This is a genomic window from Oryzomicrobium sp., assembly GCF_036820405.1.
GTDB lineage: Bacteria > Pseudomonadota > Gammaproteobacteria > Burkholderiales > Rhodocyclaceae > Oryzomicrobium.
In genome coordinates this window covers 37,470-57,697 of record NZ_DAISLS010000001.1, presented here as the reverse complement: position 1 = coordinate 57,697, position 20,228 = coordinate 37,470, and the positions used below count along the sequence as shown (strand labels likewise).

Below are 20,228 nucleotides of genomic sequence, written 5' to 3'. Positions count from 1 at the left end.
TAAAAACGCGAAGGGCGGCCGCGCTGGGCCGCCCCGGGGAACCGACGGTGGATCAATCCACGTGGTAGTTGGGTGCTTCCTTGGTGATCTGCACGTCATGGACGTGGGACTCGCGCACACCGGCGGAGGTGATCTCCACGAAGGTGGCGTTGGCGTGCATGTCGCCGATGGTCGGGCAGCCCAGGTAGCCCATGGACGAACGCAGGCCGCCCATCAGCTGGTGGATCACGTTGAGCACCGGGCCCTTGTGCGGCACACGGCCCTCGATGCCTTCGGGCACCAGCTTGTCCACGTTGGCGGTGCTTTCCTGGAAGTAGCGGTCGGCGGCGCCGGCCTGCATGGCACCCAGGGAACCCATGCCCCGGTAGGACTTGTAGGAACGGCCCTGGAACAGCTCGACTTCACCCGGTGCCTCGTCGGTGCCGGCGAACAGGCCGCCCAGCATGACGGCATTGGCGCCGGCGGCAATGGCCTTGGCGATGTCGCCGGAGTAGCGGATGCCGCCGTCGGCGATGAGGGGCACGCCGGTATTCTTGAGGGCTTCGGAAACGTTGTGGATGGCGGTGATCTGGGGCACGCCCACGCCGGCCACGATACGGGTGGTGCAGATGGAGCCGGGGCCGATGCCGACCTTGACGCCGTCGGCCCCGGCATCGACCAGAGCCAGGGCGGCTTCGGCGGTGGCGATGTTGCCGCCGATCACCTGCACGTTAGGGAAGTTTTTCTTGACCCAGGTGACGCGGTCGAGCACGCCCTGGGAGTGGCCGTGGGCGGTATCGACCACGATCACGTCGACGCCGGCTTCGGCCAGGGCCTCGGCCCGCTCTTCGGTGCCGGCACCGACGCCGACGGCGGCGCCGACGCGCAGGCGGCCGTGGCCATCCTTGGCGGCATTGGGGTATTCGGTGGCCTTGAGGATGTCCTTGACGGTGATCAGGCCGCGCAGGTGGAATTCATCGTCCACCACCAACACGCGCTCCAGGCGGTGCAGGCGGATCAGTTCCTTGGCTTCGTCGATGCTGGCGCCTTCCTTGACCGTGACCAGGCGCTTGCGCGGGGTCATGATCTCCTTGACCGACTGGGCCAGGTTGGATTCGAAACGCAGGTCGCGGTTGGTGACGATGCCCACCACCTTGCCACCCTTGTCCACCACCGGCATGCCGGAGATGCGGTGCTGACGGGTGATTTCCACCACCTGGCCGACGGTCATGTTCGGCGTGATGGTGATCGGGTCCTTGAGCACGCCAGCCTCGTGGCGCTTCACCTTGGACACCTCGGCGGCCTGGGCCTTGGGAGTGAGGTTCTTGTGCACAATGCCGATGCCGCCTTCCTGGGCGATGGCGATCGCCAGGCGGGCTTCGGTCACGGTGTCCATGGCGGCGGACACCAGCGGCATATTGAGGGAAATCTGACGGGTCAGCTTGGACTGCAGACTGACATCGCGGGGGAGGATGTCGGAGTGAGCGGGAACGAGGAGGACGTCGTCGAACGTCAACGCCTTCTGGATCAGACGCATGGCTTCAAACCTTTGGCTCAAAATGCGATTATACGCGGGTAGCCAATCCACGGACAATAAAAGGATCGCTCGATGCCCATCTTCCGCCGCTCTCCGCCTGCCCCGGGCCTGCTGCCGCGTGGTTTTACCCCCCTCGCCCGCGCAGCCGCTATCGCCGGCATCGCGGCCCTCGCCGGGCTTGCCGGCCAGGCTGGCGCCGAGACCTACATCTGGAAGGATGCCAACGGCAAGACCATCATTTCCGATTCGCCCCCGCCCCGCACGAGTAAGACCCCGGCCCGCTCCAGCGGTGGCGACGGCAAGAACCCGGGCTATGCCCTACCGGCCGACAAGGCCGAAGCGGCACAGGGGAAAAACGCGCAAGCAAGCAGCAACGGCGCCCCGGCCGCCGCCCCCAAGACCATGGCCGACAAGGACCTGGAATTCCGCAAGCGCCAGATGGAAAACCGGGACCAGGAGGAAAAGGCCGCCAAGGAAGCCCAGGACAAGGCCCGCCGCCAGGATGAATGCAAGCGGGCCAGCGAATACCTGGCCGCCCTGCAGAACGGCCAACGCATCGCCCGTTTCAATGACAAGGGCGAACGGGAAATCCTCGACGATGCCCAGCGCGATAGTGAAATCGCCCGGAGCCGGCAGTCGGTGAACGAACTCTGCAAGTAAGTTCTGCGCTGCACCCGCGCGGCAACGCGACAAAAAAAACGCCCTGGCATGCCAGGGCGTTTTGTTGGACCCACAATGCGAGGCATAAGCGGCTAGACGGCGCCCTCGTGAGCCTCCCCTGCCCCCTTCTTCATCGCCTTGCCCTCCGCGGCGCGGCGCTTGCGCACTTCCTTGGGGTCGGCGATCAGGGGACGGTAGATTTCCACCCGGTCCCTGTCGCGCAGCGGTGTATCTAAGCGGACCAGCTTGGCGAACACCCCCACCTTGTTGCTGGCCAAGTCGATCTCGGGGCACTTGACCAGCAGTCCCGAGGCTTCGATGGCCTGCTGCGCCGTGGCGCCTTCCGGCAGGTCCAGGGTCACCAGTTCCTGGTGGCCGGGCAGGGCGTACACCACTTCGATCTTCATCGCGGCTCCTCGGAGGCTAAACGCTAAGGACGGCGGTAGAGCTGGTCGGCCCGTTTGACGAAGGCATCGACGAAGGTGTTGGCGATGTGCGAAAACACCGGGCCGATGATCTTTTCCAGCAATTTGTTGGAAAACTCGTAGGAGAGGGAAAACTCCACCTTGCAGGCGGCATCGCCGAGGGGCTTGAAGTGCCAGCGGCCTTCGAGCTTGCGGAACGGGCCATCCACCAGCTTGATGGCCATCCAGCGCGGGACTTCCTTGTCGTTCTCGGTGGTGAAGTGGGCTTTGACGCTGTGGTAGTTGATGTGCAGCGTGGCGACAGTCTTGCTCTCGGTGCGCTGCTTCAGTTCGGTGGCGCCGCACCAGGGGAGAAACTGGGGATAGTCCTCGACCCGGTCCACCAGGTCGAACATGTGTTGTGCCGTATGTTCGATGAGTACCGACTTTTCAACCAGGGCCATGGGGATGCGGGGCGCCCTCGCCCCGGGAATCAAGTAGAATCGATCATTTTAGCGAAAACCCAGGCGCCATGAGCATCACCGTCAACAAGAAGGCGTTCCACGACTACTTCGTCGAGGAAAAGATCGAGGCCGGCCTCGCCCTGCAAGGGTGGGAGGTCAAGGCTATTCGCGCCGGGCGGGTGAACATCAAGGAATCCTACGTGGTGATCAAAAAGGGCGAGATCCAGCTGCTCGGCATGCACCTCACCGCCCTGCCCACCGCCTCGACCCACGTCACGCCGGACCCGACCCGCACCCGCAAGCTGCTGCTGCACCGTGCCCAGATCGACAAGCTGATCGGCCAGGTCGAGCGGGCCGGCTACACCCTGGTGCCCATCGACCTGCACTACACCCGGGGTCGCATCAAGCTGGAAATCGGCCTGGCCAAGGGCAAGAAGCTGCACGACAAGCGCAGCGACGAAAAAGAGAAGGATTGGAAGCGCGAACAGGGCCAGTTGATGAAGGAACGGCAGCGCTGATCGCACGCCAGCCCCCTCCCCTTCATCCAAACCCCGCGCCAATACTCGCTCTTCAGCTACCTGCCGCCAAAGGCCGCGCCAGTATTGGCGCTCCAGAGTGGCACTCTCAAGATCGGCCAGGGACGCGGGGTTTGAAACCTGCTGTGGCTAGACTGACCACAAACAAAAAGCCGGAGACGCACCAGCGCTCCGGCTTTTTTGCGCCCACGGGCACCGCCCGACGCGCCCCTAGCGGCGAAAAACCTGGAACCAGGTCCACACCAGGGTCATGGAGGCGGTGAGCCAGAGGAAGACCTGGGCGCCGAAGGAGGCGGCGGGAAAGGCGTAGAGCACGCCCGCCACCACCCAGGCCCCGGCGCCGAACCAGCAAACGAAAAGGGCACCGAGCCGAAGCTCGATGCCCATCAGAACGACGCCCAGCAGCAGCCAGTGCCACCAGGCGACGGTCATGCCGCGGACCTTGTTACTGGCCCTGGCCGGCGAGGCGCAGCCAGGTGTCCACCACGGTGTCCGGGTTGAGGGAGATGGAGGTGATGTTCTGCTCCATCAGCCACTCGGCCAGATCGGGGTGGTCGGAAGGCCCTTGGCCGCAGATGCCAACGTACTTGCCCTTCTTGTTGGCGGCGGAAATCGCCATGGCCAGCAGGGTCTTGACGGCGGGATCGCGCTCGTCGAACAGGGAGGCCACCAGGCCGGAATCCCGGTCCAGCCCCAGGGTCAGCTGGGTCAGGTCGTTGGAGCCGATCGAGAAGCCGTCGAACACCTCCAGGAACTGCTCGGCCAGCAGGGCGTTGGACGGGATCTCGCACATCATGATCAGCTTGAGGCCGTTCTCGCCCTTCTTCAGGCCGTGCTGGGCGAGCAGATCGACGACCTGCTTACCCTCGTCCACGGTGCGCACGAAGGGAACCATCAGCTCCACGTTGGTCAGGCCCATTTCCTCGCGGACCTTCTTCATGGCGCGGCATTCCATCTCGAAGCAGTCGCGGAAGCTCTGGGCGATGTAGCGGGACGCGCCGCGGAAGCCCAGCATGGGGTTCTCTTCCTCCGGCTCGTACAGCTCGCCGCCGAGCAGCTTGCGGTACTCGTTGGACTTGAAGTCGGACAGGCGCACGATCACCGGCTTGGGCCAGAAGGCGGCGGCGATGGTGGCCACGCCTTCGGCCAGCTTCTCGACGAAGAATTCCTTCGGGCTGGCGTAGCCCCGGGCGCGGCGCTGGATTTCCTCGCGCTTGCTGGCGGGCAGGCGGTCGATGTCCAGAATGGCCTTGGGGTGGATGCCGATGACGTTGTTGATGACGAACTCGACGCGAGCCAGGCCGACGCCGCCGTTGGGCAGCTGGGAGAACTCGAAGGCCAGCTCCGGGTTGCCCACGTTCATCATGATCTTGGTGTCGATGTCGGGCATGGTGCCCAAATCGCGGGAGATCACTTCGAAGTCGAGCTTGCCGCGGTACACGTGGCCGGTGTCGCCTTCGGCGCAGGAAACGGTCACCAGGTCGCCGTCGGACAGGGTCTCGGTGGCGTCGCCACAGCCGACGATGGCGGGGATACCCAGCTCACGGGCGATGATCGCTGCGTGGCAGGTACGGCCGCCCCGGTTGGTGACGATGGCGGAGGCGCGCTTCATCACCGGCTCCCAGTTCGGGTCGGTCATGTCGGCCACCAGCACGTCGCCGGGCTGGACCTTGTCCATTTCGGAGGGGTCGGTAGCGATGCGCACCGGGCCGGCACCGATCTTCTGGCCGATGGCGCGGCCGGAGGCCAGCACCTTGGAATAGCTCTTGAGCTTGAACTTCTGCAGCCGGTCGTGGCCTTCCTGGGACTTCACGGTCTCGGGACGGGCTTGCAGCACGTACAGCTTGCCGTCCACGCCGTCGCGGCCCCACTCGATGTCCATCGGGCGGCCGTAGTGCTTCTCGATGATCACGGCGTAGCGGGCCAGCTCCATGACCTCGGCGTCGGAGATCGAGAACTGGATGCGCTCGGCTTCGGCCACGTCCACGGTCTGGGTAGACTTGCCGGCGACCTTCTGGTCGGTGAACACCATCTTGATCAGCTTGGAGCCGATGTTCCGGCGGATCACGGCGTTCTTGCCCGCTTCCAGCATGGGCTTGTGCACGTAGAACTCGTCCGGGTTCACCGCACCCTGCACCACGGTCTCGCCGAGGCCGTAGGAGGCGGTGATGAACACCGCGTCGCGGAAGCCGGATTCGGTGTCCAGGGTGAACATCACGCCGGAAGCGCCCGTGTCGGAGCGGACCATGCGCTGCACGCCGGCGGACAGGGCCACCTCGGCGTGGGTAAAGCCCTTGTGCACCCGGTAGGCGATGGCGCGGTCGTTGTACAGGGAGGCGAACACTTCCTTCATCGCGTGGAGGATGTTCTCCAGGCCGACGATGTTGAGGAAGGTTTCCTGCTGGCCGGCGAAGGAAGCATCCGGCAGATCCTCGGCGGTGGCGGAGGAACGCACGGCGAAGGACGCCTCGGGGGAGGAATCCTTGATCAGGGCCTGGTAGTGCTCGGCGATCTGTTTTTCCAGTTCGGCCGGGAACGGAGTGTCGACGATCCACTGACGAATCTGGGCGCCGGTTTCCACCAGCTTTTTGACGTCGTCCACGTCCAGGGTTTCAAGAGCCTTCTGGATGCGGTCGGCCAGCCCGTTGTGGGCCAGGAACACCCGGTAGGCCTCGGCCGTGGTGGCGAAACCACCGGGAACACGCACATCGGTGTTCGCCAGTTGGCTGATCATCTCGCCGAGTGAGGCGTTTTTGCCCCCCACTTTCTCAACGTCGTCCATACGCAGTTGATCGAAGCTGATCACATAAGCGCTCATCGCCGGATTAATCCTTTCGAGTAATGCATGAATGCAAGGTTGGGGGCAAAAAGAAACTACGGAAAAACCTTTGTTTATGCGGGTTTCGGCCAAAACCCGGCCGCGTGCAGATCAGCGGGCCGCGGCGAAAGTGGGGGATTTTCTCACTTTAAGCGGCGCAGCGCACGGGTTTCCCGCTCGGCGTGCTGCGCCGTCTCGATCATGCTTTCCCGAACGAAATCAATGTGCCGCCGCACCGCATCCTGGGCCGCCTGGGGGTTGCGGCTGCGGATCGACTCCCAGATCGCCGCGTGCTGGTGGCGCAGTTCCAGCCAGTCCTCTTCGAAGCGGCGCAGGTGGCGCAGGTTGACGTCGATGTGGTCGTGGGTGACGCGGAACAAGCTGGCGGTGAGGTGGCCAAACATCACGTTGTGGGCCGCCTCGGCGATGGCCTGGTGAAAGGCCAGGTCGGCCTTGACCTGCTGCTCCAGCACCGTGGCCGAAGTACCCTGGGCGAACAGGGATTCGACCCGCTCGAAGGCCTGGCCGATACGCAGGATGTCGGCGTCGGTGGCGCGGCGGGCGGCCAGGGAGGCGGCCTCGGATTCGAGCATGCCGCGGAATTCGAGCAGATCGCCCTGGATGTTGGGATGCTGGCGCAGCATCTCCTGCCAGGGGTCGGTGAAAGCGGCGTCGAGCTGGTCGGTGACATAGGTGCCCCCGCCCTGGCGGCTTTGCAGCATGCCCTTGGAGACGAGCTTCTGGATGGCTTCGCGCAGCGAGGGACGGGACACGCCCAGTTCGGCGGCCAGTTCGCGCTCTGGCTGCAAGCGGTCCCCGGGCTTTAACGAACCTTCCAGGATGCGCCGTTCCAGGTCCAGGGCGATGGTGTCCGAGAGTCGCTGCACTGCAAGCTTGCCGCCAGACATTGCCGCTCCATTAAATTGGTCAGACCACCATGATACGGCTTAAACACTGGGTTTTCAAGATTCCGGTACGTAGAAACCACAGTGGTTTTCGATTGTGCACCGCAAAATCAATCAGTTGAGTCTTATAGATGATTGACTTTATTGCCCGCTGCGCGTAACTTCTGTCGCCATCGGTTTGATTGGTCTTACCAATTTACCGTAAGTCGATTTACCGGTTCATAACCGAAACCAACCGAAAAGCCGCTGCGACCCACATCGTGGGCGCCAACCGGCAGGACTGGAGGAGACATGAGCGTCCCCCTCGTGAGCGCGGGCGAACCCCCCGTGCGCGCCTACCCCCCCCGCCCCCAGGCGGTGTATTTCTATGGCACCTGCCTGGTGGACCTGTTCGTCCCCGAGGCCGGCATGGACGCCATCACCCTCCTGGAACGGGAAGGCATCCGGGTGATCTTCCCGGACAACCAGACCTGCTGCGGCCAACCCGCCTTCTCCAGCGGCTTTCCCGACGAGGCGCGCCAAGTAGCCGCCTCCCAGCTCGACCTGTTTCCCGAGGACTACCCGGTGGTGGTGCCCTCCGGCTCCTGCGGCGGCATGATCCGCTGGCACTGGGAAAAGATCTTCGCCGATGACCCGGCACGCTACGCCCAGGCCAAGGCCATCGCCGAACGGACCTACGAGTTCGCCGAATTCCTGCTCCACGTGGTCGGCTTCAACCGCCCCGATCAGGGCGAGCCCACCACCGTCACCCTGCACACCTCCTGTTCCGCGCGGCGCGAAATGGGCACCCACCTGGTGGGCCGGGAACTCCTCGCCAAGCTGGGCAACGTCACCCTCGCCCACCACGGCCATGAATCGGAATGCTGCGGCTTCGGCGGCACCTTCTCGCTCAAGCACCCGGACGTGTCTACCGCCATGGTCACGGACAAAGTCGCGGCCCTGAAGGCCACCGGCGCCAGCGAAGTGGTCACCGCCGACTGCGGTTGCCTGCTCAACATCACCAAGCGCGCCGCCAAGGAAGACCTGGATGCGGGCCGGGTGAAAGCCTCCCTGCCGGGCGAGCACCTGGCCACCTTCCTGCTGCGCCGCACCGGCGGCCAGGCTTCCGGGAGCAACTGACATGAGCGCCCGCGACCGCATCCTCGCCAAGCTACGCACCAACGCGCCGCAAAGTCCCCTGCCCGTGCCCACACCCCAGCTCGACGCCCACTACGCCGCCCGGGACCGCCAGGAATCGACCCTGGACCGGCTGGCCCGCTTCCGCACCGGCATCGAGAGCTTCCACGCCGACGTCCACGTCACCCTGGAAGAATCCTGGCCCGAACTGCTCGCCCGCCTGTGCGCTGAAAAGGGTGTGTCCAGCCTGCTCTACGGTGCCGCCACCCCGGCCGGTGAGCGGCTCGACGCCGCAGCCTTCGCCGCCAATGGCACCGCCCTGCGCCCCTGGGCCGGCCAGGTGGAAGAGATCAAAGCCGACCTGTTCCACAAGGTGGATGCGGGCTTCACCCAGGCCCGGGGCGCCATCGCCGAGACCGGCACCCTGATCCTGTGGCCCTCCCCCGCCGAGCCGCGCACCCTGTCCCTGGTGCCGCCGATCCACTTCGTGCTGCTCGACGCCGCCACCATCCACCCCACCTTCTTCGACGCCCTGCGCGCCGAGAACTGGGCTGGCGGCCTGCCCACCAATGCCCTGCTGGTGTCCGGCCCGTCCAAGACCGCCGACATCCAGCAGACCCTGGCCTACGGCGCCCACGGCCCGAAGGAGCTGATCGTGCTGGTCACCACCCGGGAAGGAGCGGTGCAATGAACGCCCCCACGCCTCACACCGCCCACGCCACCCGAGGCAAGCCCATCGCCTTCGTTTCCGCCGAGGCCCTGCGCGAGCGGGTCCACGAGGCGATCAACGACGACCACCTGCGCAGCAGCTTCCGCGGTGCCATGGACTTTCTCATGGCCAAGCGGGCCGCCCAGTTCCCGGACGAATCGGAACTGGTGTCCCTGCGCAGCCTGTCGGAGGCAATCCGCCAGTACAGCCTGTCGAAATTACCCGACCTGCTGGAACAGCTCGAAGCCAACCTGACCCGCAACGGCGTCCACGTGCACTGGGCCGAGACCCCGGACGAGGCCAACGCCATCATGCTCGGCATCGCCCAGCGCCATCAGGCCAAGCTGATCGTCAAGGGCAAGTCCATGGTCAGCGAGGAAATCGAGTTCAACCACGCCATGGAAGCCGCCGGCATCGGCGCCCTGGAATCGGACATGGGCGAGTACATCGTCCAGCTGGCCGGGGAGAAGCCCTCCCACATCATCATGCCGGCCATCCACAAGACCAAGGAGCAGATCGCCCGGCTGTTCGCCGAGAAGGTGCCCGGGGTCGACTACACCGACAACGTGGACGCCCTGATCCAGATCGGCCGCCAGGTGTTGCGCGAGAAGTTCGAGGAGGCCGAGATCGGCCTGTCCGGCGTCAACTTCGCCGTGGCCGAGACTGGCACCCTGTGCCTGGTGGAAAACGAAGGCAACGGCCGCATGTGCACCACCGTGCCCAAGGTGCACATCGCCATTACCGGCATCGAGAAGGTGGTGGAAAAGCTCGAGCACGTGGCCCCCCTGTACTCGATCCTGACCCGCTCGGCCACCGGCCAGGCGGTATCCACCTACTTCAACCTGATCTCCGGCCCGCGCAAGGCCGACGAGAAGGACGGCCCGCAAGAGGTGCACCTGGTGCTGCTCGACAACGGCCGTTCCCAGGCCTACGCCGACGAACAACTGCGCAAGACCCTGCAATGCATCCGCTGCGGCGCCTGCATGAACCATTGCCCGGTGTACACCCGCATCGGCGGCCATGCCTACGGCACCACCTACCCGGGCCCCATCGGCAAGATCGTCTCGCCCCACATGATGGGCCTGGAACAGACCCACCTGCTGCCCACCCTGTCCACCCTGTGCGGCGCCTGCGGCGAAGTCTGCCCGGTGAAGATCCCCATCCCGGAACTGCTGGTGCGCCTGCGCGGCGAAGCCCAGAGCGCCCCCCATCCCCATCCGGCTATGGTCGGCCAGGGGGCGGGCTACCGGCCCCTGGTGTCCTTCGTCTGGCGTTTGTGGGCGCGCATCTACGCCCAGCCTGGCGCCTACCGGACCTTCACCTGGCTGGCGTCGCGCTTCCGCGCCCTGACGCCGTCGCGCCAGAGCGGCTGGACGGTGGCCCGCACGCCCCTCAAGCCCGCGCCGAAAAGGCTGCGGGACATGGTGCGCGAGCGCGTCTAAACCCCACCGGCCCCCTTCTTTTTCCACCGATTATCCCTGCCTGGGAGCACCGACCGTGTCCGCTCTGATCGACGCCCTGCGCCGCCGCCTGCCCGCTGATCGGGTCATTACCGACGAACTGCGCCGCCTTGCCTATGGCACCGACGGCAGCTTCTACCGCCTGGTGCCGGAAGTGGTGGCGGTGGTCAATGACGAGGCTGAGGTTCGCGATGTGGCCCATCTGGCCCGCCAACACCGGCGCCCGGTCACCTTCCGCGCCGCCGGCACCAGCCTGTGCGGCCAGGCGGTTACCGACGGAGTGCTGGTACTGCTCGGCGAGGGCTTCGCCACCTGCGCCATCGCCGCCGACGGCGCCACCGTGGCGGTGGGCCCGGCCATGGTGGGCGCCGAGGTAAACCGGCGCCTCGCCCCCCTGGGCAAGAAGATCGGCCCCGACCCGGCCTCGATCAACGCCGCCAAGATCGGCGGCATGGCCGCCAACAACAGCAGCGGCATGTGCTGCGGCACCGCCCAGAACAGCTACAACACCCTGGCGGCGATCCGGGTGCTGCTGGCCGACGGCACCGTGCTCGACACCGGCGAGCCGGCCAATGTCGCCGCCTTCCGCATCAGCCACGCCGCCCTCCTCTCCCGCCTGGATCAACTGGCCGACGACGTGCGCACCGATGCGGCCCTGTGCGAACGCATCCGCACCAAGTACAAGATCAAGAACACCACCGGCTACAGCCTCAACGCCCTGGTGGACTTCACCGATCCAGTGGACATCCTGGCCCACCTGATGATCGGCTCCGAAGGCACCCTGGGCTTCATTTCCCAGGTGACCTACCGCACCGTGCCGGAATATGCCCACAAGGCCAGCGCCCTAGCCTTCTTCCCGGACATGGAGACCGCCTGCCGCGCCGTGGTCGGTCTCAAGGCCCGGCCGGTGGATGCCGTCGAACTGCTCGACCGGGCGTCGCTGCGCGCCGTGGCCCACAAGCCGGGCATGCCGCCGCTGCTCAAGACCCTGGACGAAGGCGCCACCGCCCTGCTGATCGAGACCCGGGCTCCCTCCGCCACCGAGCTGCAAGCGCGCATCGGTGCGGTGCTCGACGAACTGAACGCCTATCCCCTGGTGGAAGCCCCGGCCTTCACCACCGACGCCGCCGAGATCGAACGGCTGTGGAACGTGCGCAAGGGCACCTTCCCCGCCGTCGGCGCGGTGCGCAAGCCGGGCACCACGGTGATCATCGAGGACGTGGCGGTGGCGGTGCCCGACCTGGCCGCCTGCTGCCTGGACCTGCAACACCTGTTCGCCAAGCACGGCTACCACGAGGCGATCATTTTCGGCCACGCCCTGGAAGGCAACGTGCACTTCGTGTTCACCCAGGACTTCGGCATCGAAACCGAGGTGGCCCGCTACGCCGCCTTCATGGACGACGTGTGTGCCCTGCTGGTCAAGAAGTACGACGGCTCCCTCAAGGCCGAGCACGGCACCGGGCGCAACATGGCGCCCTTCGTCGAACTGGAATGGGGCGCCCGGGCCTACGGCCTGATGCGCGAGATCAAGGACCTGTTCGACCCGGAAGGCCTGCTCAACCCGGGCGTGATCATCAACGACGACCCGGAGGCCCACCTCCAGCACCTCAAACCCATGCCCGCCGCCGGCGAGCTGTACGCCCCGGTGGACCGTTGCATCGAGTGCGGTTTCTGCGAGCCCCAGTGCCCCTCCCACGGCCTGACCCTGTCGCCGCGCCAGCGCATCGTCGCCTGGCGCGAGCTATCGCGCCGCCATGCCGCCGGTGAAGCCACTGGCGAGCTGGGCGAGGACTACCTCTACCAGGGCCTGGAAACCTGCGCCGGTTGCGGCCTGTGCTCCACCGCCTGCCCGGTGGGTATCGAGACCGGCGCCCTGGTGCGCGCCGTGCGCGGCGAAAACCTGTCCGGCGTCGCCCGCCAGCTTGGCCAGGTGGCCGCCCGCAATTTCGCCACCACCCAGGCCCTGGCGCGCACCGCCCTCAAGGCCGGCCACCTGGCCGAATCCCTGGTGGGCGCCACGCTGCTCGGCAAGTTTACCGGCGGCGCCTGGAAGGCCGGCATGCCCCGGCCCCAGCCGGCGGGCCGCGCCCGCGTCGGCCAGGGCGACAAGATCGTCTATTTCCCCACCTGCGCCGGGCGCATCTTCGGCGCAGAGTCGCCGGAACAGGCCCTTTCCGCCACCGTCATCCGGGTGCTGGAACGGGCCGGCTACGCGCCGATCGTCCCCGCTGGCGTCGATGCCCTGTGCTGCGGCCAATCGTTTGCCAGCAAAGGCCTGGCGGCGGAAGCCGACCGCAAGTCGGCGGAGCTGGAGGCGGCCCTGCGCGAGGCCAGCGACAACGGCAAGTATCCGATCGTGCTCGACGCCAGCGCCTGCACCCTGCGCATGAAGACCTACCTGGCCGAGCGGCTGCCGGTCTATGACTTGGTGGAGTTCGCCCACGACGCCCTGTTGCCGCGCCTGATGCTGCAAAAGAAGACCGACCCGGTGCTCATCCACCTCAACTGCAGCACCCGGCGCATGGGCGCCGAGGCCAAGCTCAAGGCCCTGGCCCAGGCCTGCGCCGAGCAGGTGGTGATGCCGCCCGAGGTGAAGTGCTGCGGTTTCGGCGGCGACCGGGGCTTTGTCGTGCCCGAACTCAACGCCCACGCCCTGCGCAAGATTCACGATGACGTGCCGGCCAATTGTTGCGGCGGCTATTCGAGCAACAAGACCTGCGAGATCGGCCTAACCGCCGCCACCGGCGTGCCCTACCACTCCATCGTCCACCTGCTCGACGAATGCAGCCAGGAGGCCGCCCGCATGGCGACCTGCTGACCGAACCTTCCCCGGCGCCGCCGCGGGAAACGACACCCCCATCTCCAAACGCAAGACAGAGAGCCGATCTCGAAAGGGATCGTCTCGGGAGGCCCGTGTGTGCTCGTTTTCCCGAGGGGCTCCGTGGAAACCCATAACCCGTGCGGCGATCCAGGCATCCACCAATAAAAACCGACCGCGAGGGACAACCCCAGCACCTTGTTTGATTCACTTCGACAAACCACCGCAATCCCTGAAGGAGGCTGTACCCCATGCAACCGTGGATGCAGATTTACGACCCCCTCGGCAACCTCTGGTTGTCGGCGCTGGTCGCCGCGCTGCCGATTTTCTTCTTCTTCATCGCGCTCGCTGTCCTGCGCATGAAGGGGCACATCGCCGGCACCATCACCGTGGCCATCGCCCTGGCCGTGGCCGTGTTCTTCTACAAGATGCCGGTGCCGATGGCCCTGGCCTCGGCCGGTTACGGCTTCCTCTACGGGCTGTGGCCGATCGCCTGGATCATCGTGGCCGCCGTGTTCCTCTACAAGATCACGGTCAAGACCGGCCAGTTCGACGTCATCCGCTCGTCGGTGGTGTCGATCACCGATGACCAGCGCCTGCAAATGCTGCTGGTGGGCTTTGCCTTCGGCGCCTTCCTCGAAGGCGCAGCCGGCTTCGGCGCTCCGGTGGCCATCACCGCCGCCCTGCTCGTCGGCCTGGGCTTCAACCCGCTCTACGCCGCCGGCCTGTGCCTGATCGCCAACACCGCTCCGGTGGCCTTCGGCGCCATGGGCATCCCCATCACCGTGGCCGGCCAGGTGACCGGCATCGACGCCTTCAAGATCGGCCAGGCCGCCGGCCGCCAGCTGCCGCTCTTGTCGGTGATCGTGCCCTTCTGGCTGGTGATGATGATGGACGGCCTGCGCGGCGTACGCGAGACCTGGCCGGCAATCCTGGTGGCCGGCCTGTCGTTTGCCGTGACCCAGTACTTCACCGCCAACTTCATCGGCCCGGAACTGCCGGACATCACCTCGGCCCTGGTCAGCCTGATCTGCCTGACCGTGTTCCTGAAGAACTGGAAGCCGAAGAACATCTTCCGCTTCGACAAGCAGCACCACGCCGAGCTGGGCGAAGACAAGCACTACACCTTCGGCCAGATCGCCAAGGCCTGGTCGCCCTTCGTCATCCTGACCGTCATGGTCACCATCTGGAGCCTGAAGCCCTTCAAGGCCCTGTTCGCCAAGGACGGCGCCCTGTACGGCACGGTGTTCCAGTTCCCGGTGCCCATGCTCGACAAGCTGGTGACCAAGGTGGAGCCGATCGTCGCCAAGGCCACGCCCTACGCTGCGGTCTACAAGCTCGACCTGCTGGCCGCCACCGGCACCGCCATCTTCCTGTCGGCCATCATCACCATGCTGGTGCTCGGCATGAAGCCCTCCGATGCGGCCAAGACCCTGAAGGAGACCGTGGTCGAGCTGAAGCGCCCGATCTACTCCATCGGCATGGTGCTGGCGTTCGCCTTCGTCGCCAACTACTCCGGCCTGTCCGCCACCCTGGCCCTGCTGCTGGCCGGCACCGGCGTCCTGTTCCCGTTCTTCTCGCCGTTCCTCGGCTGGCTGGGCGTGTTCCTGACCGGCTCGGACACCTCGTCGAACGCCCTGTTCTGCTCCCTGCAAGCCACCACGGCGCACCAGGTGGGCGTTTCCGACACCCTGCTGGTGGCGGCCAACACCACCGGCGGCGTGACCGGCAAGATGATCTCGCCCCAGTCCATCGCCGTGGCTTGCGCCGCCGTGGGATTGGTGGGCAAGGAATCGGACCTGTTCCGCTTCACCGTCAAGCACAGCCTGCTGTTCGCCACCATGGTGGGCATCATCACCACCCTGCAGGCCTACGTGTTTACGTGGATGATTCCCTGAGTCCGGAATAGCAACTTCCAGTAAACTTCAACGGCGGCCTGTCACTGGCCGCCGTTTTTCTTTGCCCTCACCCTCTTCCTCATGAACTCGTCGATCAACCGCACCGTCTTCTACATTTCCGATGGCACCGGCATCACCGCCGAAACCCTGGCCCACAGCCTGCTCACCCAGTTCGAGGGCGTGAAGTTCAAGCCGGTGCGCGCGCCCTTCATCGACACCGAGGACAAGGCCCATGCCGCCGTGGCGCGCATCAACGAGGCGGCCCAGCGCGACGGCATCCGCCCGATCGTGTTCACCACCCTGGTGGACGGCAAGCTCTCGGCCATCGTCCATCAGGCCGACGCCTTCTGCCTGTCGTTCTTCGAGAGCTTCCTCGCCCCCCTGGAGGCCGAGCTGGGCGCGGTGTGCAACCACAGCGTCGGCAAGTCCCACGGCACCACCAACTCCACCGGCTACCAGAGCCGCATCGACGCCATCAACTACACCCTGGCCCACGACGACGGCATCACCGACCGCAACCTGATGGAAGCGGACGTGATCCTGGTGGGCGTGTCCCGCTGCGGCAAGACCCCCACCTCCCTGTACCTGGCCATGCAGTTCGGCGTGAAGGCGGCCAACTTCCCGCTCATCCCCGAGGACTTCGAGCGCATGAAGCTGCCGTCCACCATCGAGCGTTATCGGGAAAAGCTGTTCGGCCTGACCATCGACCCGGAGCGCCTCTCCCAGATCCGCGAAGAACGCCGGCCCAACAGCAAATATGCGTCCCTGGCCAACTGCCAGTACGAAGTGCACGAAGCCGAAAAGCTGATGCGCCGCGAAGGCATCCGTTGGCTCGATTCCTCGTCCAAGTCCATCGAGGAAATCTCCACCACGGTGATGCAGGAAGTGCGCATCGAGCGCAGCGAAGACTTCTGAGCGCAGTGCCCTTGAACAGCCAAGGCAACCTAGACAACAAAAAACCCGGCCGAAGCCGGGTTTTTTGTTGGGCACGCCGGGTGCTCCCGTGATTATTTAACGCCGCGCCGACGCAGGGTGTCGAACAGGCAGACCGCGGCGGCGGCGGCCACGTTGAGGGATTCGACCCGACCCGGCAGGGGGATCAGCACGCCGGTGGGCACGGCGGCCATCACCGCCGGGGAAACGCCCCGCCCCTCGGCGCCGAACACCCAGGCCACCGGCCCCAGGAACGGGGCATCGGCCATGGCATAGAGGGAGGTGGCCCCGTCGAGCCGCGTCACCATGGGGGTTCCCCGGTAGCCCTTGAGGAAGGCACACAGGTCCTGGCCCTCGAACAGGGTGGCGCGGAACTGGCCGCCCTGGGCGGCGCGCAGGGCCTTGGGGCTCCAGGGGTCGGCGCAGCCGGACGACAGGACGATCTGGCGGAAGCCGGCGGCGGCAGCGGTGCGGATCAGGGTGCCCAGGTTGCCCGGGTCCTGCACACCGTCGAGCAGCACCGCGTCGGCCTGGGGATCGATCTGTTCCGAAAGCGCCGGCAGCTCGGCCACGGCCAGGAGGCCGGTCGGCGTCTCGGTGGGCGCCACGTCCCGCAGCAGGGAATCGGGCAGCACGTACAGGGGCGTGGCCCCGAGCAGCGGCCGGGCCAGGCAGGCGGCGATCTCGCCGGACGCCTGCGCTAGGGCGCTTTCCGCCACGTACAGCTCCCGGGGCTTGATGCGCACCGCCAGCAGGGCTTCGAGCAGATGCACGCCGTCGAGCAGCATCAGTCCCTCCTCCCGCCGCTCCCGGGCCGAGCCGGCGAGCTTCTTCAGGCGCTTGATGCGGGGGTTGTCCCGGGAATTGATGGTGCGGACGTTCTTCACGATGGAGGACGCAGGAAAAAGTATGGAAATGGGTAGACCGGCTCCCCGCCGCAAGCCAAGGCAGCGGGGCGAGCGGGCGTCAGAGCAGGCTCAATTGTGCCACCGGACTGAAGCTGCGCCGGTGGGCGACGCAGGGGCCGTGGGCCTGCAAAGCGTCCAGGTGGGCGGCGGTCGGGTAGCCCATGTGCTGGGCGAATCCGTAGGCCGGGTAGTCCCGGTCCAGGGCTTTCATCAGGGCGTCCCGGTGGGTCTTGGCCAGGATCGAGGCGGCGGCGATGCAGGCGTAGGTGCCGTCGCCCTTGACCACGGCCTCGGCCGGGCACAGCTCGGCCAGGGAACGGGGCACCTTGTTGCCGTCCACCAGGATTTTCTCCGGCGTCGCCCCCAGGCCCACCACCGCCCGGGTCATGGCCAGGAAGGTGGCCTGGAGAATGTTGATCCGGTCGATCTCTTCGGCGCTGGCTTCGGCCACTGCCCAGGCCAGCGCCTTTTCGCGGATTTCCGGGGCCAGGGCGTCGCGGCGCTTTTCCGAGAGCTTCTTCGAGTCGTTGAGGCCGACAATGGGCCGGGATGGATCGAGGATCACCGCAGCGGCCACCACCGGGCCAGCCAGAGGGCCGCGCCCGGCTTCGTCTACTCCGGCGATGCGCCCCGCCAGCCAGACCAGTGGTGCCTTGACGACCTTCTCAGCCATGGGAGGCCGGCTGGGAGGCATAGACCGGCGGCACGACGACGGCCGGGGCCACGCCCAGGGTCCGGAGCACCGCACCGGCGGCCCTCTCCGCCGCATTCTGGCGCAGCAGCAGGTGCTGGCGCTCGAACTCGTCCACCATGGCCGCCCTCACCTCCTTGTTCTGCTGTAGATCAAGCAGGGCCGCCGCCAGGTTGGCCGGCGTGGCCTTTTCCTGCAACAGCTCGGGCACCACTTCGCGGTGGGCCAGGATGTTGGGTAGCCCCACCCAGGGCGAGATCGACATGCGCCGCCACAGGAAGGCCGACATCCGGGCCACCTTGTAGGTGATCACCATGGGGCGCTTCATCAGGGCGCATTCCAGGGAGGCGGTGCCGCTCGCCACCAGCACGGTATCGGCCGCCGCCATGGCGTCCTGGGCGTGGCCGAAGAGCAAGCGGAACGGCAGGTCCTGGGCGCCGGCGTGGTACAGGGCGGTCTCGAACTGGAGCCGGGTTTCCCGGGTGGCCAGGGGCACCAGGAACATGGCACCGGGTAGTTGCTCGACGATCAGCCTGGCCGTGGCGATGAAGGTGTCGGCCAAAAAATTGAGCTCGGTGGTGCGGCTGCCCGGCAGCAGGGCGAAGATCGGCGCGCCGGCGGGCAAGTCGAGCTTGTGGCGTGCCTCGGACTGGCTGACGTGGAGCGGGATCTGGTCGGCCAGGGGATGCCCCACGTAGGTGTTGGGGATGCCCTTGGCGTCGTACAGGGCCGGCTCGAAGGGCAACAGGCAGAGGATGTGGGACACTGCCTTGGCGATGCCTTTGATCCGCCCGGGACGCCAGGCCCAGATCGAGGGGCTGACGTAGTGCACCGTGGGCACGCCCTTGGCCTTGAGCCGCTTTTCCAGCCCCAGGTTGAAGTCCGGGGCGTCGATACCGATGAAGACGTCGGGCGGCTCGGCGAGCAGGCGCTTGACCAGGCCCTTGCGGATGCCGGACAGTTCCTTGATGTGCTTGAGCACCTCCACCAGGCCCATGACCGCCAGCTTTTCCTGGGGCCACCAGGAGTCGAGCCCCTGGGTGAGCATCTTCGGCCCGCCGATACCGTAGTAGTGGGCGTCGGGCAGGCGTTCCTTGAGGGCGGCGATCAGGTTGGCGCCCAGGAGGTCGCCCGACGCCTCCCCCGCCACCATGGCGATGCGAAGGGGACGGGTCATGGCTTAACGCAGGATGCCGCGCTTGGACTGGGCGAGGAAGTCGACCAGAACGGCAAGCTCAGGATGGGCGCCGGCTTCGGCGGCGATCTTGTCGCGGGCCTCTTCCAGGGTCAGGCCGGAGCGGTAGAGGGTGCGGTAGGCGCGCTTGATCGCCATGACGCTCTCGGGAGAAAAGCCGCGGCGCTTCAGGCCTTCGCTGTTGATCCCCTTGGGGGCCGGGTTGTTGCCGACGGCCATCACGTAGGGCGGCAGATCCTGAAACAGGATGGTGCCGCCGCCGGTCATGGCGTGGGCGCCGATGTGCACGAACTGGTGCACCCCGGTCATGCCGCCCAGGATCACCCAGTCCTCCACATGCACGTGGCCGGCGATCTGGGCGTTGCTGGCGAAGATGGTGTGGTTGCCGACAACGCAGTCATGGGCGATGTGCACATAGCCCATGATCCAGTTGTCGTTGCCGATGCGCGTCTCGCCCGCATCCTGGATCGTGCCGGTATGGAACGAGCAGAATTCGCGGATGGTGTTGCGGTCGCCGATCACCAGCTTGGTCGGTTCCCCGTCGTACTTCTTGTCCTGAGGAATACCGCCCAGGGCGCAGAAGTGATGGATCTGGTTGTCCCGGCCGATCTCGGTATGGCCCTCGATCACCGTGTGGGAGCCGACGGAGGTGTTGTCGCCGATGACGACGTTCTCGCCGATGACGCTGTAGGGGCCGATGGAGACGTTATCCCCCAGCCGGGCTCCCGGGCTGACGACGGCGGTCGGGTGGATCTGGGTCATTCGATGGTCCGCACCGCGCAGAGGAGTTCGGTTTCGCATACAGTCTGGCCGTCCACCTGGGCCACGGCCTTGAAACGGCCGATGCCAGCCTTGACCTTGTCCACGGTAACGTGCAGGTGCAGCTGGTCGCCCGGCACCACCGGCTTCTTGAAGCGGGTCTTGTCCACGCCGGCCAGGTAATAGACGGTCTTCTCGTTGGGCTTGTCGCCGGTGGAGGTGAATGCCAGGACGCCGGCGGCCTGGGCCAGGGCTTCGACGATCAGCACACCGGGGAACACCGGATTGCCGGGGAAGTGGCCTTGGAACATCGGCTCGTTGATCGACACGTTCTTGAGCGCATGTACGGTCTTGCCTGGCTCGATGGCCAGGATGCGGTCGATCATGAGGAACGGGTAGCGATGCGGCAGGTGCTCCATCACTGCCTTAATGTCCATG

At 66.2% G+C, this 20,228-nt stretch carries 19 protein-coding genes; 8 read left to right on the top strand and 11 right to left on the bottom strand.

The genetic code is table 11. The features are described 5' to 3' along the window. Positions 1 to 52: 52 nt before the first annotated feature. A complete protein-coding gene (gene guaB, locus V7Z98_RS00250; RefSeq protein ID WP_334156538.1) occupies positions 53 to 1,516 on the bottom strand; it encodes an IMP dehydrogenase in 1,464 nt (487 codons plus the stop codon). A 72-nt stretch (positions 1,517 to 1,588) separates the two neighbouring features. On the opposite strand from guaB, the gene V7Z98_RS00245 reads away from it, so the two are divergent. After that, a complete protein-coding gene (locus V7Z98_RS00245; RefSeq protein WP_334156537.1) occupies positions 1,589 to 2,176 on the top strand; it encodes a DUF4124 domain-containing protein in 588 nt (195 codons plus the stop codon). Positions 2,177 to 2,268: 92 nt separating this feature from the next. Here the strand turns inward: V7Z98_RS00245 and V7Z98_RS00240 are convergent, their stop codons facing one another. Both V7Z98_RS00240 and V7Z98_RS00235 read right to left on the bottom strand, forming a co-directional pair. Beyond that, complete coding sequence (locus V7Z98_RS00240) at positions 2,269 to 2,583, bottom strand: RnfH family protein (protein ID WP_334156536.1); 315 nt, start codon at positions 2,581 to 2,583, stop codon at positions 2,269 to 2,271. 23 nt (positions 2,584 to 2,606) lie between these two features. Next, positions 2,607 to 3,044 (bottom strand): type II toxin-antitoxin system RatA family toxin, encoded by a 438-nt coding sequence (locus tag V7Z98_RS00235; protein WP_293262760.1) that lies wholly within the window; start codon positions 3,042 to 3,044, stop codon positions 2,607 to 2,609. Between the two features lie 68 nt (positions 3,045 to 3,112). Between V7Z98_RS00235 and smpB the strand changes: the two genes are divergently transcribed. Continuing rightward, positions 3,113 to 3,562 carry an SsrA-binding protein SmpB gene (gene smpB / locus V7Z98_RS00230; protein ID WP_293262757.1) on the top strand — a complete coding sequence of 150 codons (450 nt, stop codon included), beginning with the start codon at positions 3,113 to 3,115 and terminating at the stop codon, positions 3,560 to 3,562. Between the two features lie 228 nt (positions 3,563 to 3,790). On the opposite strand, the gene V7Z98_RS00225 is transcribed toward smpB, so the two are convergent. The 3 genes from V7Z98_RS00225 to V7Z98_RS00215 all read right to left on the bottom strand — a co-directional run bounded on the left by V7Z98_RS00225 (position 3,791) and on the right by V7Z98_RS00215 (position 7,285). Next, positions 3,791 to 4,012 (bottom strand): NfeD family protein, encoded by a 222-nt coding sequence (locus tag V7Z98_RS00225; RefSeq protein ID WP_293262754.1) that lies wholly within the window; start codon positions 4,010 to 4,012, stop codon positions 3,791 to 3,793. A 13-nt stretch (positions 4,013 to 4,025) separates the two neighbouring features. Further along, positions 4,026 to 6,398 (bottom strand): phosphoenolpyruvate synthase, encoded by a 2,373-nt coding sequence (gene ppsA, locus V7Z98_RS00220; protein ID WP_293262751.1) that lies wholly within the window; start codon positions 6,396 to 6,398, stop codon positions 4,026 to 4,028. Positions 6,399 to 6,541: 143 nt separating this feature from the next. After that, positions 6,542 to 7,285, bottom strand: a complete 744-nt coding sequence (locus V7Z98_RS00215; RefSeq protein WP_334156535.1) for an FCD domain-containing protein — start codon at positions 7,283 to 7,285, stop codon at positions 6,542 to 6,544. 309 nt (positions 7,286 to 7,594) lie between these two features. Between V7Z98_RS00215 and V7Z98_RS00210 the strand changes: the two genes are divergently transcribed. The 6 genes from V7Z98_RS00210 (at position 7,595) to ppsR (ending at position 16,219) form a co-directional block, all read left to right on the top strand. Beyond that, complete coding sequence (locus V7Z98_RS00210) at positions 7,595 to 8,422, top strand: (Fe-S)-binding protein (protein ID WP_334156534.1); 828 nt, start codon at positions 7,595 to 7,597, stop codon at positions 8,420 to 8,422. A gap of 1 nt (position 8,423) precedes the next feature. Further along, a complete protein-coding gene (locus tag V7Z98_RS00205; protein WP_334156533.1) occupies positions 8,424 to 9,110 on the top strand; it encodes a LutC/YkgG family protein in 687 nt (228 codons plus the stop codon). Next, positions 9,107 to 10,570, top strand: a complete 1,464-nt coding sequence (locus V7Z98_RS00200) for a LutB/LldF family L-lactate oxidation iron-sulfur protein (RefSeq protein WP_334156532.1) — start codon at positions 9,107 to 9,109, stop codon at positions 10,568 to 10,570. Before V7Z98_RS00205 ends, V7Z98_RS00200 begins: the two co-directional genes overlap by 4 nt. A gap of 55 nt (positions 10,571 to 10,625) precedes the next feature. Beyond that, on the top strand, positions 10,626 to 13,406 hold the full coding sequence (locus tag V7Z98_RS00195) for an FAD-binding and (Fe-S)-binding domain-containing protein (protein WP_334156531.1): 2,781 nt from the start codon (positions 10,626 to 10,628) through the stop codon (positions 13,404 to 13,406). Between the two features lie 251 nt (positions 13,407 to 13,657). Continuing rightward, positions 13,658 to 15,304 carry an L-lactate permease gene (gene lldP, locus V7Z98_RS00190; RefSeq protein WP_334156530.1) on the top strand — a complete coding sequence of 549 codons (1,647 nt, stop codon included), beginning with the start codon at positions 13,658 to 13,660 and terminating at the stop codon, positions 15,302 to 15,304. Positions 15,305 to 15,385: 81 nt separating this feature from the next. After that, complete coding sequence (ppsR, locus tag V7Z98_RS00185) at positions 15,386 to 16,219, top strand: posphoenolpyruvate synthetase regulatory kinase/phosphorylase PpsR (protein WP_293262731.1); 834 nt, start codon at positions 15,386 to 15,388, stop codon at positions 16,217 to 16,219. A 92-nt stretch (positions 16,220 to 16,311) separates the two neighbouring features. On the opposite strand, the gene V7Z98_RS00180 is transcribed toward ppsR, so the two are convergent. The 5 genes from V7Z98_RS00180 to fabZ form a co-directional block, all read right to left on the bottom strand. Continuing rightward, complete coding sequence (locus tag V7Z98_RS00180; RefSeq protein ID WP_334156529.1) at positions 16,312 to 17,124, bottom strand: TrmH family RNA methyltransferase; 813 nt, start codon at positions 17,122 to 17,124, stop codon at positions 16,312 to 16,314. A gap of 79 nt (positions 17,125 to 17,203) precedes the next feature. Continuing rightward, positions 17,204 to 17,818, bottom strand: coding sequence for a ribonuclease HII (gene rnhB, locus V7Z98_RS00175; RefSeq protein WP_334156528.1), 615 nt, complete (start codon positions 17,816 to 17,818; stop codon positions 17,204 to 17,206). Further along, positions 17,811 to 19,013 carry a lipid-A-disaccharide synthase gene (lpxB, locus tag V7Z98_RS00170; RefSeq protein WP_334156527.1) on the bottom strand — a complete coding sequence of 401 codons (1,203 nt, stop codon included), beginning with the start codon at positions 19,011 to 19,013 and terminating at the stop codon, positions 17,811 to 17,813. The genes rnhB and lpxB overlap by 8 nt, the downstream gene beginning before the upstream one ends. A gap of 3 nt (positions 19,014 to 19,016) precedes the next feature. Further along, positions 19,017 to 19,793, bottom strand: a complete 777-nt coding sequence (gene lpxA / locus V7Z98_RS00165) for an acyl-ACP--UDP-N-acetylglucosamine O-acyltransferase (RefSeq protein ID WP_334156526.1) — start codon at positions 19,791 to 19,793, stop codon at positions 19,017 to 19,019. Beyond that, positions 19,790 to 20,227, bottom strand: a complete 438-nt coding sequence (gene fabZ / locus V7Z98_RS00160) for a 3-hydroxyacyl-ACP dehydratase FabZ (RefSeq protein ID WP_293262716.1) — start codon at positions 20,225 to 20,227, stop codon at positions 19,790 to 19,792. The genes lpxA and fabZ overlap by 4 nt, the downstream gene beginning before the upstream one ends. Between the last annotated feature and the right edge of the window lies 1 nt (position 20,228).